13 protein-coding genes are annotated in these 13,445 nt (G+C 61.7%); 12 read left to right on the top strand and 1 reads right to left on the bottom strand.

The annotated features are described in order from the left end of the window. Positions 1 to 210: 210 nt before the first annotated feature. From HHL24_RS28710 to HHL24_RS28665, 10 genes are all read left to right on the top strand, one after another. Entirely contained in the window at positions 211 to 504 is a 294-nt protein-coding gene (locus HHL24_RS28710) for a hypothetical protein (protein WP_169488723.1), read from the top strand. A 660-nt stretch (positions 505 to 1,164) separates the two neighbouring features. After that, positions 1,165 to 1,437, top strand: a complete 273-nt coding sequence (locus HHL24_RS28705; RefSeq protein ID WP_169488722.1) for a CsbD family protein — start codon at positions 1,165 to 1,167, stop codon at positions 1,435 to 1,437. 184 nt (positions 1,438 to 1,621) lie between these two features. Continuing rightward, positions 1,622 to 2,011 (top strand): response regulator, encoded by a 390-nt coding sequence (locus HHL24_RS28700; RefSeq protein ID WP_169488721.1) that lies wholly within the window; start codon positions 1,622 to 1,624, stop codon positions 2,009 to 2,011. 225 nt (positions 2,012 to 2,236) lie between these two features. Further along, on the top strand, positions 2,237 to 2,905 hold the full coding sequence (locus tag HHL24_RS28695) for an HAD family hydrolase (RefSeq protein ID WP_169488720.1): 669 nt from the start codon (positions 2,237 to 2,239) through the stop codon (positions 2,903 to 2,905). A 233-nt stretch (positions 2,906 to 3,138) separates the two neighbouring features. Beyond that, positions 3,139 to 4,308: a zinc-dependent alcohol dehydrogenase gene (locus HHL24_RS28690; RefSeq protein WP_169488719.1), complete on the top strand. Its 1,170-nt coding sequence runs from the start codon at positions 3,139 to 3,141 to the stop codon at positions 4,306 to 4,308. Positions 4,309 to 4,441: 133 nt separating this feature from the next. Next, positions 4,442 to 5,356, top strand: a complete 915-nt coding sequence (locus tag HHL24_RS28685) for a YihY/virulence factor BrkB family protein (RefSeq protein ID WP_169488718.1) — start codon at positions 4,442 to 4,444, stop codon at positions 5,354 to 5,356. A gap of 386 nt (positions 5,357 to 5,742) precedes the next feature. Then, positions 5,743 to 5,949, top strand: a complete 207-nt coding sequence (locus tag HHL24_RS28680; protein ID WP_169488717.1) for a DUF2934 domain-containing protein — start codon at positions 5,743 to 5,745, stop codon at positions 5,947 to 5,949. A gap of 819 nt (positions 5,950 to 6,768) precedes the next feature. Then, positions 6,769 to 7,653 (top strand): manganese catalase family protein, encoded by an 885-nt coding sequence (locus tag HHL24_RS28675; protein WP_169488716.1) that lies wholly within the window; start codon positions 6,769 to 6,771, stop codon positions 7,651 to 7,653. A gap of 151 nt (positions 7,654 to 7,804) precedes the next feature. Beyond that, the gene (locus HHL24_RS28670; protein ID WP_169488715.1) at positions 7,805 to 8,317 is read left to right on the top strand and encodes a phasin family protein; all 513 of its coding nucleotides are present in this window, start codon (positions 7,805 to 7,807) and stop codon (positions 8,315 to 8,317) included. 286 nt (positions 8,318 to 8,603) lie between these two features. Beyond that, complete coding sequence (locus HHL24_RS28665) at positions 8,604 to 9,131, top strand: response regulator (protein ID WP_169488714.1); 528 nt, start codon at positions 8,604 to 8,606, stop codon at positions 9,129 to 9,131. Between the two features lie 219 nt (positions 9,132 to 9,350). On the opposite strand, the gene HHL24_RS28660 is transcribed toward HHL24_RS28665, so the two are convergent. Continuing rightward, entirely contained in the window at positions 9,351 to 10,286 is a 936-nt protein-coding gene (locus tag HHL24_RS28660) for a hypothetical protein (protein ID WP_230417612.1), read from the bottom strand. Between the two features lie 365 nt (positions 10,287 to 10,651). Here HHL24_RS28660 and HHL24_RS28655 point away from each other — a divergent pair, with 365 nt between their 5' ends. Both HHL24_RS28655 and HHL24_RS28650 read left to right on the top strand, forming a co-directional pair. Next, a complete protein-coding gene (locus HHL24_RS28655) occupies positions 10,652 to 11,185 on the top strand; it encodes a hemerythrin domain-containing protein (RefSeq protein ID WP_169488713.1) in 534 nt (177 codons plus the stop codon). Positions 11,186 to 11,236: 51 nt separating this feature from the next. Then, complete coding sequence (locus tag HHL24_RS28650) at positions 11,237 to 12,985, top strand: RecQ family ATP-dependent DNA helicase (RefSeq protein ID WP_169488712.1); 1,749 nt, start codon at positions 11,237 to 11,239, stop codon at positions 12,983 to 12,985. Positions 12,986 to 13,445: the final 460 nt, after the last annotated feature.

Raw genomic sequence — 13,445 nt, 5'->3', positions numbered from 1 at the left:
TGACCCGCTTACCTTACTGCGACGACCTAAAAATATGCACCGTGAGGTATAACCCTTGCTGGCTTTGCACAGCAGCGCGAGTAGGTATTGCGTAGCCGCGGCCACTTCCGTCGGCAAGATTCGGCCACGCCGGTAAGCCGGGCGGGAGTGCGCGTGCGACACCTCCCGCTGCTAGCGGCATGCGCCGCCCATTTACTCATGGAGGCTTCAATGAACTATTCAAAGGCATTGCTGGTATCGGCACTTGTGGCTATGCCAGCCACCGTGTTCGCGCAAGCGGGTGGCGGCAACGGTAACGGAGGCAATAGTGGGACTGGCGGCTCTGGCAACGCACATGGCGCGGCAACCGCGGGGCCGACTGCAGGCGGCGATCCTGCGTCGGGTGCAATGAGCAGCAGCGGGGTGAAGGCGCATCACATGTCGAAATCGAAGGCAAAGAAGCCGATGACCGACACCACCAATACGCCGGGTGCGGACGCGAGCAGCGATACTAAGGGCCACTAAGTGCCACCAGGTGCCCCGAAGTGCCACGGAGGGTAATGGGCGCGCCGATGCGCCGATGGCCGCGGCGGCTATCTTCGCAGGTAGACGTATCGAGTACTCGGTGCCGTTTCCGCCCGTGTCCGCCTGCAGGCAAGGCGATGCGAAGTACCGGGCGCGGTACGGGATGGCAGACGGTGCGCAAGCGGAAACAGTCCTTGCGCAAAATCCCACTGTCCGCTGCGCAGCAGTTCTACTCGCTCGTTTCATAAGCAATACATAGTAATCGCGTCTACTTGCCCATCGCGCCTTACTGCGACAAAACCCACCTGCGTCGGGAAAGCGGTCGGACGCTACGAAGCTCCGGGAATCGCGCCGGCTCTGCGGGCCAGCCTTTCGCAGTAAAACGGGCTGCAGACCCGTGCTTTCCGATCGCCCGACCGGCCGACCGGCGCATTGGGAAAATGGGGGGAGGGGCCTAGCTGGCCTGGGTCGGCAGGCTGAATCCTCCCGAAGAAGCTCACCTTGCCGCTCCGCCGTCCGATGTCGCCTGGCTGGGCCTGCTTCTTGCGGAAGTTCGATGACGTGAATGCCATTGCTTCAGGTCGGCCATCGGCGGCTCCGCACGCGAAGCCTTCCGGTACCGGCTCTCCAGTTTTTGAACTCAACAGTGGGAGCATCGAGATGGACACAGAGAAGGCAGAAGGAGCGGTTCGGGAAGTCGCCGGTAAGGTGCAGGCCACGGCAGGCGCGGTGGTCGGCGACTCCGCGACGCAACTGGCAGGAAAGGCACGGGAGCTTTCCGGTAAGGCGCAGGAGCTTTGCGCCGACTATGCCAGCATGGTTCGGGAAACGGCGGCCACAAAACCAATCACTACCCTGGCAGTCGTTGCCGCTGTGAGCTTTGTTGCCGGGGCCGTCTGGCGCGTCGGTGGATCGACGCGCGACGATCAATAGAGTCGTAATCGCTGACCGATGGGGACCCATCTGGCCGCAGCCATCACTGCGTCAGAGTCGACGCACCACGCGACCCTGGGTAGATGTGGACAAATGCAAAAGCTGATGGCCCGGAGAGCACGACAGCGGGAACGGCCATTGTCGCCGTAGACAGGGGCTTGCTGATGCGCACCGTCTTGCCAGTATGGTGATTTCTTCTATATGCAGAAAACTGCTTACCGCAGACGATGACTTCAACACGACGGCGATGGTCGCGCTGTTTTTCGCGGCTCATAACTTCGAGGTGCAAGCCACCTCCGATGGGGGCGTCGCGCTACGACTCTTTGCCACCTGGCAGCCCGACGCCGCTACGCTGGATAGCAACATGCCCGGTGCAAGCGGGTATGAAGTCGCGCGGCATATGCGGCGCACTGGGAGATCCGGCGGCCGGACGTCGCTCGTCGCGATAACGGGAGGAGTGCCGCCGCACGAGGTGGCCGCAAAATGTCATTCGGCCGGCTTTGATCTGCGCGTTCGGAAGCCAGCAGATGCAACGGCGCTGGTCGAATTTGTGGTTCTGGGGATCATGAACTGATTCGCCGTTGCCGGTCTTCAATTGCCCAATCGGCCAACCGAGCGTGCAGGCGGCCGTCACGCCTCAATGCGATCAGCGCATGCGGGGCCGTTTGGCAAAGACTGGCTGAGTGCGCAGGCAGGTTCTCTTCTGCGACCAATCGAAGCACGCAGCCGGCTGGGCATGCGACTTGCGCGGTGTCTTGCCGCATTTCCCGGGCTCTGCATCAATCAGGAGTACATCCCTATGACAAAGGCCGCAGTTTTCGATATCGACGGAACGCTGGTCGATTCTGTCGACCTGCATGCGAGCGCCTGGCAGGAGGCATTCGCCAGGTTCGGGCACCACGTCACATTCGAACAGGCCCGAAGCCAGATCGGCAAGGGCGGCGACCAACTCCTCCCGATTTTCCTGTCAGCAGCCCAGCAACAGGATTACGGTAACGCCCTGGAGGAATGGCGCGGCGAACGGTTCAGGTCAAATTACCTGCCAATGGTTCGCCCGTTTTCCGCCGTACCGGAATTGTTCCGGCGCGTGCGTGACGCCGGCCTCAAGGTGGCAGTGGCTTCATCCGCCAAAGAGGACGAACTCGATATCTATCTCGACATCGCAGGAATCTCAAAGCTCGTCGACGAATCGACGTCGTCCACGGATGCTGCCAGGTCGAAGCCGGCACCCGACATTTTTGAAGTGGCGCTGAAAAAACTCGGTATCGCTGCAGTTGATGCAGTGGCGATCGGCGACACCCCCTACGACGCGCAGGCGGCCCGCAAAGCGGGGATGCGAACCATTGGCATGCTGTGCGGTGGCTTTACGGAGGGGAGTCTTCGAGCCAGCGGCTGCGTGGCGGTCTATCCTGGACCGGGCGCGCTGCTGGCCTGCTTCGGCGCATCGCCGCTCGCAAGTGGGGCTTAGCCAGGCGAGTCCAGCTTCATCTCTCCCGGTTAGGCGACGTGTGTGCTACCCGCATCGTTGACCTTCTGGCAGCTAGTCCGTTCCGAGTCCGGGACCCCTCTCGGATCTCCTGTCCGCTGTGCGGCACGGTGTTTGCGCGCCCGTAGTGCCGGCACCGATGCGCCGGTGCGTGCGCGACAACCATGCAAGGCGCGCTGTCCGTGGCCCTGCCTTCCCTGACGATGGAGCGAGAGATGAAAGCGTTATGCTGGCATGGCAAGAAAGACATTCGTTACGATACGGTCGCGGATCCGACGCTTGAGCATCCGCGCGACGCGGTGATTAAAGTATCGAGTTGCGCGATCTGCGGTTCTGACCTCCATCTGTTTGATGGCTTCATGCCGACCATGGAGTCGGGCGACGTGATGGGCCACGAGTTCATGGGCGAGGTCGTTGAAGTCGGAGCAGATAACAAAAAGTTGAAAGTGGGGGATCGGGTCGTGGTTCCGTTCACCATCGCGTGCGGCGAATGCGACCAGTGTAAGCGTGGCTATTTTTCGGTGTGCGAGCGGTCGAATCGCAACAAGGAAAAGGCTGACAAAGTATTCGGGCATGCTACCGCGGGCCTCTTCGGCTATTCGCATCTGACGGGCGGCTATCCCGGAGGCCAGGCGGAATACGTTCGTGTGCCATTTTCCGATGTGACCCCCGTCAAGGTTCCCGACGGACTGACGGACGAACAGGTACTGTTTCTTGGCGACATCTTCCCGACCGGTTGGCAGGCCGCCATCCAATGCGATATCCAGCCAACGGATACGGTCGCGATCTGGGGCGCCGGGCCCGTCGGCCAGTTCGCAATCCGCAGTGCCATATTGCTTGGGGCAAAACAGGTCGTGGCGATCGACCGCGTGCCGGAGCGTTTGGCGATGGCCAATGCGGCAGGCGCGATCACCATCAACTTCCAGGACGAGAGCGTCGTCGAGCGACTGAACGAACTGACCCAGGGCAAGGGGCCGGAAAAATGCGTCGATGCGGTCGGCATGGAGTCGCACGCGACCCGCTCAATCGACGCGATGTACGATCGGGCGAAGCAGGCCGTGATGCTCGAGACCGACCGCCCGCATGTGCTGCGCGAAATGATTTATGTGTGCAGGCCAGCGGGAACGCTGTCGATTCCCGGCGTGTACGGCGCCCTCATCGACAAGATCCCGTTCGGCGCGGCGATGAACAAGGGTCTTACTTTCAGGATGGGGCAGACGCACGTCAATCGGTGGACCGATGACCTGCTTCAACGGATCGTGGAGGGGCAGATCGATCCGTCCTTTGTGATCACCCATACCATGCCTCTCGAAAGAGGCCCCGACATGTACAAGGTGTTCCGCGACAAGGAAGACGGTTGCATCAAGGTGGTATTGAAGCCTTAGCATGGCGCTGCGGCGGCGTATCGTGCGGCTTCTTCCGGAGCCCGCAATTCCGTCATCGCCGTCTGCGCCCTTTGCATCGGATGTCGGCGGCCATGATTGGCTGCCGACTTGCGCCGACGTGAGGAGACCGATCATGAGTGAACCGACCCAAGACCATGCGGCCCGGCACGGCCACACTGTCAACATAGCAGGTGTAGTAATCACGGCAGTCCGGCAGTTTCTCGCGGACCGATGCACAACGCTATCCGCCAGCATCGGATTTTATTCAGCGTTTTCATTGGCCCCGACCCTGCTCATGGTCCTCACCGTCGCGGGCTGGTTTTTCGGCGAGACGGCAGCCCGCGGGAAACTGTTCGCGCAGGTGCACGACATCCTGGGCAACGACGCCGCAGGCGCCATGCAGGCCGTGGTCGAGAACGCGCACCGTGCAAGCGGAGGCGGCCTGGCAGCGGTGCTTTCAACGCTGCTGCTGGTGATCGGTGCGTCCGCGACATTCAGCTCGTTGAACACCGCACTTGACGTGGTCTTCGCGACAAAGCCAAAGGCCGGAGTGGCCGGGCTTACCCTGCTGGTGCGTGCGCGACTTATCTCATTCGCGCTGGTCCTCGGAGTTGGATTCCTGCTGGTTGTTTCGTTAGTCCTCGACGCGGCGATCACCTATATCGGGCATCAGGTGTTTGGCGAATCGCCTTTGGTGATGGCTGCCCAGATCGCGCAAGCCGTCATCGGCATCGTGGTGCTGTCCGCTGCCTTTACAGCAATGCTGCGCTGGCTGCCGGACGCCCATGTCCCGTTGCGCCATGCGATGACAGGCGCAATAGTTTCCGCCGTCCTCTTCACGGTGGGGCGCCGACTGTTTGGACTTTACCTGGCGCATGCCGGCACCGCAAACTCGTTCGGCGCGGCCGGCTCGCTTGCCGTGCTGATGATGTGGCTTTACTTCTCCGCAGCGGTATTTCTGCTCGGTGCGGAGATTGCAGCGGCGATGGATAGCGAACGCCAGAAGCTGGTCGAAAAGTCGGTGGTGGTAGGGGAACCGCGCCGGTGAGGTTTAACGACCGGGACTACGTGCGCGGCGGCGGTTCGGTCGACGCATTCGCAACGTTGGGCGCCTCGACGCGTCGCGGTCGTGCGTCTTCACGATGCCGATGCGATCAGCCGCAGAAGCCGACCTGGTCGGTAAGGGTCCGCCCTGCAGAGGGCGAGCATGCCAAGCTTAACCCAGACCTGAGGAAACCCGGATGTGGTCTGGACAGCCATAGAGAGGTTAACCGTTGTCGTCATAGTCCCAGCCGCCGATCCGACGGGCGCGACCGCGGTTCACTTGCGGACACTACTTGCTCGAGCCAGCCTTCGCCTGAAAAATTTTGTGTCTGTCCGACGCAGACGATCTATATTTCCCCGAACAGCAGGCAGCGACCGGGGAGTTTTGTGATGCAAGCGGAAACGGCGGAGCAGCGTATCCGGGCCAAGGCGTATGCGCTCTGGCAGGAGGACGGCAGCATGGAAGGTTGCGCGGACGAATACTGGCGAAAGGCGCGGGGTCTGGTCGAGGCTGAAATGGCGGAAGAGCAGCGTCGACGCGCCGCAATCGACGGCGCGGACGTTGGTGGGGACGCGGATCCCGCAGCGAACGATTAGCGCTGCCTAGCGCCGCCGCAAGTCTGCGTGCTGTTGAGTCGCAGCGGCTGGTAGCGCTGCCACCGTGAGTCGTGCGCAGACTCCCTTATAGTGCTCTCCCGGACCGGCTGCGGTTGAAAAGCGGCACGATTTCATCGTTTTGCCTGATTACGTGCGTGGGTTGCCGTTCCTCCGGTGCGCCTTTTGCGCTGACCGGCGACTGTTCTGCGCAACGCACGTGCCAACGGTCGGGCATTCATCTAATTGCCCGTGAAGTCAAGGGTGCGCAGATGCGCAACGGCTCTTAACGGCGCTCTTGCCCGCTAGCCGCCTGCGCCAGCTTTCCTGCGGTGGTCGCTTCGAGGCAAAAAGACGGCTCGCGTGTCCGAGCCGCATGCAAAGCCCATTTAGTCCCGAGCATCGGGACGCCTTCCTACGTGCAAGGGGAATGCCGCGTCGGGGGCTATCAGTGGCCATCCAAACTTGGCAATTAGCGGCCGTCCGCAGGGTGCGATAGGAGCACCTCGGTCTAAATTGCAGAGATATCGCTATAGGCACATGCGTCCGATCCCTGGGGGGACCGCCCAGGATCCACTCGAACAGGTCACCTCCCAGGCACGACGCATGCGAAGTCGGAGGCGCAGGTGTCTCGTTGCGTTCCTGCGCGCACATCACGCCAGAGCAATTGCTCTGAGACCAGGGTCGGGGCATTCCGCACATGCGTTCGTCATCGCCCGCACAGCCGGTTTTCCAACCAGGCGTCGTCTGTCCGAGGTTCCTTCGCCGCTCGCGGCACGAAGAACTCTGGCGGAGCCCACAATCTTGTTTTGGAGAAATGCGATGTTTGTGCACAACAAACGACTTCAGTACACCGTCCGTGTAGCAGCCCCGAACCCTGGTCTTGCCAATCTTCTGCTCGAACAGTTCGGTGGCCCGCAAGGCGAACTGGCTGCAGCGTGTAGGTATTTCACGCAGGCGGTAAGCGAGGAAGACCCGGGCAGGCGCGACATGCTCTTCGACATCGCGACGGAAGAACTAAGTCACCTGGAAATCGTCGGTTCGATCGTCGCGATGCTCAACAAGGGCGCGAAAGGTCAGCTTGCAGAAGGCGTCGAGAAGGAGGCGGAGCTTTACCGCTCGCTCACGGGAGGCGGCAATGACTCGCACACCACGGCGCTGCTTTACGGTGGGGGCCCGGCGCTGACGAATTCGGCGGGTGTGCCGTGGACCGCCGCTTACATCGACACGATCGGCGAGCCGACCGCGGACCTACGATCGAATATCGCCGCAGAAGCGCGTGCGAAGATCGTCTACGAGCGGTTGATCAATGTGACCGATGATCCGGGCATCCAGGAAGCCCTCGGCTTTCTGATGACCCGGGAGATTGCACACCAGAAGTCGTTCGAGAAGGCGTTGCACTCGATCCAGCCAAACTTCCCGCAAGGCAAGTTGCCGGGCGTTCCAGAATTCACCAACGTCTACTACAACATGTCCAGTGGTGACGACGCGCCGCGCGGTCCGTGGAATGAAGGACCGGGGTGGGAGTTCGTCGAGAAGCCGGAGCCGGCAGTCGACGGCGGCGACGGCCTCGCTAGCGTTCAGGTTTCCGAAAAAGAAGTTGAGGTGTTGAGTGCGATGGCATCGCGAACGGCTTCCGCACCGGGGACCGACCCGGTCACCGGTGCCGACCTGGGCGCCGGTGAGGATGCAGCAGTATCGAAATAAAAGCGCTAGCAGTAGCAATCAAGGTCGCCGGCAGCTCAATGCCGGCGACGGCGAGCTGTCTGATCTTTAGCGCAATGCGAGTGGCGCGAACAGGTCGTCCCCGGCATGCGGTACCACAACGCTGTGTGCGCCCCACCACAACGGAGCCTTTATGTACCCCGATACCATGAACCAGTTCTCCCCGCGTCAACGTGAAACGGCCGTCAAAGCAGCCTTCGCCTGCACTAACGAGGTCTTTGCCGGAATTGAGAAGGTTGTCGAATTGAACGTCCAGACTGTGAAAACCTCACTGTCCGAGCAGCAGGCGTTGGGCGACGCGGCGCTTTCTGCCCAATCCGTCAGCGAAGTAATCGATCTTCAGTCACAGCAGTTCCCGGCCGCGGTCACGAAGACCTTTGCATACTGGCGGCATGTGGAAGACATCGCCGTTCAAACGCGAAATGAGCTTTTCTCGGCGATGCAGGAGCACTTCGGAAGTTCGCTTCAGACGTTCGCGGAGATATCCGACGTCGCGTCGTCCGGATTCGTCGGTCAGGAGCGGATCGCCAGATCGAGTCTGCTTGTCATGACGGAACCAGCCGTCGCCGGTGCCGACAGGGTGGCGATCGTGGACAGTTCGGGCAAGGTGCTTTCTTCCGACGATGTCCGGAGCGACTTGCACTAGGATTGCATCGATGCGGCCGCCGACGGACGTGCCGCGCTCGATTCCGTGAGCGTCGGACGCGTGAGGCTTGGGGCGTGCCACGGCGCCAGCTCTCGAGTCCCACGCTGTCCAATGAAGAGCCGCTAGCTGCCACGCGCTCCGGTACGGGCTGCGGAGCAGTCAGGTCGCTTCATAACTGGTCATTCACTTAAATCGAGTTGACGGACGGATCCGGGTGTGGGAACGGTCGTTGCGCTCGCCGTTGGCAGCAGTTCGATGTCAATGCGCCACCAGCGAGAGCAAACCCATGAACCCGAATTTCGAAAACCTAGAATGCCTGGATGATCCGACCGGAAGTCAGCGCAGGCGCCTTCAAAACGGCGCGCCTGTCCGCGTGCTTGTCGTCGACGATTCGCACCCGTCAGCAGACGCTCTGAGCGCATACCTGCAAGCCGGCGGCATGAGCGTGCGAACCGTCTACCACGGGTCGGACGCCCTGAGGGAAGCGAAGGCGTGGATACCTGACTGCATTGTTCTGGATGTCGCCATGCCCGGCCTATCCGGCATTGGTGTTGCAGCGGCGCCCCGGAGAATCGGGGCGACCGAAAAGATTCCCCTTCTGGCATTCACCGCGTTCGATACCGCCGACTACATCCGTGAAATGAAGGAGGTTGGTTTCAACGCCGTGTGCCGCAAGCCTGCCGAGCTAAACCAGCTCGAAGGCATGAACTTCGAGGTGCTCGGCCAGAAAGCAGTCGATGGCTCTCAGGCCGTGCCAGCCACCGCGGAGCTTGGGCCGACCGATCCAGGCCCGGACCCGGTTGGTCCACATTAACGCAGAGTCAAAACGGCGCGACGCGCTCGATTGCGCCGCGCCCGTTACTTTCCGAAGTTCACTGCGCCGAACGCCAGGACACACCCGGCGATCGGCGGCATGGCGGCGCCTAATGCCAGAACAGTGCGATCAGAATGATGATGGGAATGGGTACCCCGAGCATATAAAGAAGAATTGAGCGCATAAACACCTCCTTCGGTAAATGAATTGAAGTTTCAATCAGAGCTGGCGTACGCGGCCGCCATGAGTTGCCATCAGGCTCGCAGAAAATGCGCCCATCAGAAGCGAGACGAATAGCCACAACGATGCGCCGATTGTGACTCTGCGCGCCTTGTCGGCGGCATCTTTAGCGGCCGCATCGAGGGCAGTGATTTTCTGCAACAGGCGCGTGTAGGTGGTCACCACACGAGCTTGTGCAGCTTCTGGCGTAAGGCCAGTATGTTGCGCAACAAGCTGGCTTAGATAGGCAGTGTCCTCCGGCGACAACTGATCGCCCGTTGCCGCGCTGTTAAGGAAGATCCGCGCGGTTTCCGCGCGCGCCGTCTCATCGGTGCCTGCGGCGGTCGCGGGTGCGGCGAGCGACGAACCGACGGGCATCCGGAATAGTGAATCGACGAAGTAGCCGAGCGGCCACGTGTTCGTTGCCGCCTGTGCATTGCCGCGTTGCATCGTCCCCATCGTGACGGAACCGCCTGCCACGGCCGTTGTCGCGGCGGTCTGCGCGCCGGCCCGCACAATGCCCGATACGGCCGATGTCAGGATGGCGGCCGTGAAGAGCGTCGCCAGGGCCCAGCTCAGGAAACCATGCGCCGTGTCCCGGAAGTGGATTTCATCGGCGTCGACTGCCAGCCAGCGGCTGCGTAGCCGTCCCGCCAGATAGCCGCCCAATCCCGACGTGAGAATCGAGGTGACACATATCCACACCACAGCCGCAAAGCCGAACGCTTTTGCATTCGAGGTCCCCGATGACCACGGGGAGATCGACGTCAGGCCGAGGCCCGTGCCCAAGCTCAGCAGGATGAGCGCGAACGCGGCCGCACCGACGCCGCCAGCGAACACGGCTCCCCATGAGACCGCGGCCCCGTGTTGACGGACTAGCAGCGCAGGATCTTTCGTGGCCAGCGTATAGTCCGCTGGATTTCTTGTGTTGTTCATTGACAGCCTCCATGACCTGGTCGTTACCAGCATCGTCTCGATGCCGACGCATTCGGCATCACGCCGACGCCTTGCGGGGTAAAACGTCTGCGTGGGACGCATTTTCTGTGCCGCTCGTGCCCGGCCGCGTCTCGCACGAGACAGCCGCCGCCGCGCCAAAAATCGCGACTGCCGGTGCCGCCTGTGGTGAGCGTTTGTGTTGGCGCTACTGACGCCGGATCGCGGTTCGTCTCGTCCGTAGTTCAGATTTCGCTTCCCGACTCTGCGTACCAGCCAGTCCGTCAGTGGGCATGGGGGTTGCTCGAAGTAGCGTTCTGCCGCTGCATTCAACCGTAGCAGCCAATCGCATGACCGAGGAGATCAGCATGGAAGCGACGACACAGGACAAGACAGAGACCGGATCCGGCTCGCACGATGCACTGGCCTTTCTCGAAGCGGAGCATCGTGCAGTCGAAAAACTGTTCAAGGCGTTCGGGAAAGCCGACGACGACCTCGACGCGAAGGCGGCGCTCGCGCAGCGCGCCTGCGAAGAGCTATCGATCCACACGCTGCTCGAAGAAGAGCTGCTTTATCCGGCCGCACAGGAAGCATTGCCTGACAGCGACAAGATCGACGTCGAAGAAGCGTATATCGAGCACTTCCTCGTCAAGACGCTGATCGCGAAGTTTGAGACGCTGAAAGCGGGCGACAAGGGCTTCGATGCGACCTTCAAAGTGATGAGTGAGATGGTAGGCCATCATGTCGAGGAAGAAGAGAAAGAGCTCTTCCCGGAACTGCGCAAGTCGCAATGCAATCTCAGTGCACTCGGCGAAAAGATGGCGAAACGCAAGGCGGAGTTGCAAGGCAAGCTCGATGCGGTGGGCAGTAGATCGGTGGGCGACAAGACCGCGACGCTTTAAATCCAGCAACTCAACAGCAGGTCGCGTACGCCAACCGGAAATCAAAGATACATGACGCTAGAGCAGCGGCTTCGCAGCATGCGCAAGACGATGCGTGACACATTCGGCATCGCCCTATTGCGCGCCGGCCAGGAAGACATCATTCGCAGTGTGCTGGAACGGCGCGACACACTTGCGACGATGCCGACCGGTGCCGGCAAATCCCTCTGCTATCAATTGCCGGCACTCCATCTCGATGGCACGACGCTCGTCGTATCGCCGCTCATCGCCTTGATGAAGGATCAGGCGGACAAACTGCTGGCGGCGGGCGTCGACTGTACGCTGGTGAACAGCACGTTGCGCAGCCGCGAAGAACGGGAGGCATTGCAGCGCATTCTGGATGGAGAGAGCGGCATCGTCTTCGTCACGCCGGAGCGGCTGGCGCAGCCGGCATTCATGGCGGTATTGCGGGCGGCCGCGGGACATAAAGTGGGTCTGGTGGTGGTCGACGAGGCGCATTGCGTGTCGCAATGGGGGCACGACTTCCGGCCGGCCTTTCTTGAGATCGCCAACGCTGTCAAGGCGCTCGGTCAACCGCCAGTGCTCGCGCTCACCGCGACTGCCACCCCGCCCGTGCTGGCCGACATCGCCCGTTCGTTGGGATTGCGCGATCCGCGCGTGGTCCGCACGGGTACGTTGCGAGAAAACCTGCGTTATCGCGTCGTGCAGGTCAGCGTGGGCGGCGGCAAAGACGGTGCCGCGCGGGCCGCACAGGCCAAGCATGAACAGTTGCGCGAAGTGATCGCGTCGAGCGCCGGGACCGGCATTATCTACACAGCGACGGTACGCGACGCCGAGGAGATTTACGCCTGGCTCGCGGAAGAGGGCGAGTCCGTGTCGCGCTATCACGGCAAGCTGACGCCGGGTGCGCGCGAAGCCGCCCAGGAAGCGTTCATGTCGGGCGGGACCAGGCTAATGGTCGCCACCAACGCGTTCGGCATGGGCATCGACAAACCCGATATCCGCTTCGTCGTCCATTACCAGATGCCAGGCAGCCTCGATGCCTACTACCAGGAAACCGGCCGCGCGGGCCGCGACGGGCAACCCGCCGACTGCGTGCTGCTGTTCGACCTGAATGACCGGCGCATTCAGCAGTTCTTTCTCGCCGGCAGGTATCCGAGCGTCGAACTGGCGCAGCGTTTGTACGACACGCTCGCAGCACGCTGCAAAGAAGCGTCGGGAGGCGTTACGCTCGCGGAACTCAAGGACGCAATGCCCGGGGTGGGCGGCGGCAAGCTGGAGGTGGCGCTTGGCATGCTGGTCGATGCGCGTATCGCGGGCCGCGACCGGCAGCGGCGCTATCGTCTGCGGGCACACGATGGCGCGCAGAGTAGTGCGCATGATGCGGTGGCGAAAGCCGCCGCACAGTTCGAAGCAATGAGCGTCCATGACAAGGAGACGCTGCAACAGATGATCGATTACGCGCAGACCGGCCAGTGCCGATGGCGCGCGATCCTCACGTACTACGGCGATACACCGTCGATGCAGCGCTGCGGCGTATGCGACAACTGCATGAGTCCACCGCAAATCGCGCCGGCCGATCAGTCGATCTCCGTGGACGACACGTTGCATGACGCGGACGCATCGAAGCGATCGTCGAAGCCGCATCCATGGTCACCGGGCGACGCGGTACGCGTGCCGAGGTTCGGGGCGGGAGAGGTCGCGTTGGCGAGCGGCGAGCAGGTCGCGATCGTATTTCCGGACGGCAGAACACGGACTTTCATGTCGAGCTATGTGAAGGCGGCGCGCCGTGCGGTCTAGCCCGACTGTGTGGCCGCGAGGACAAAGTCCTAGCGCCGACGCGTTTCTCTGCAACAGACTCACTTCCTCCCCGGAAGCGATGAGACCTGCTAGAGCCTGAAGCGTCGACAGTCACTTCTGTTTGCCTCCGCCGACACCATTTGGTGCCACAGTACTTCCCAGCAGACAAAACCGGACCGGTCCGGACAAGCGAAACAATCGACGGGTCTCTGGCTCTCGCGAGGAATGCGAGATTCTCAGGATCCGCGACCAGAGGTGAAAGCCGGCGATGCGGATCTGAGCCAGTAGTCCCGTGTATCGTAGAACTTCAGAATCAGGTCAGTGTTAACCGGCGAAGATCACTCTGGAGCGAGACATTGAATTGCGCAATTTACGGCTTATGACGGTGCGGGAACGAGTCGCAGGGCCCTCGCAAAGCGGATGTGGTGCGATAGCGCATCGCGCCCCCCCGTTATCGTGG

It is taken from the genome of Paraburkholderia polaris, from assembly GCF_012927345.1.
In the GTDB taxonomy this organism is placed as follows: domain Bacteria; phylum Pseudomonadota; class Gammaproteobacteria; order Burkholderiales; family Burkholderiaceae; genus Paraburkholderia; species Paraburkholderia polaris.
The sequence above is the reverse complement of the archived record's forward strand: the minus strand, read 5'-3'. Positions and strand labels throughout refer to the sequence as shown.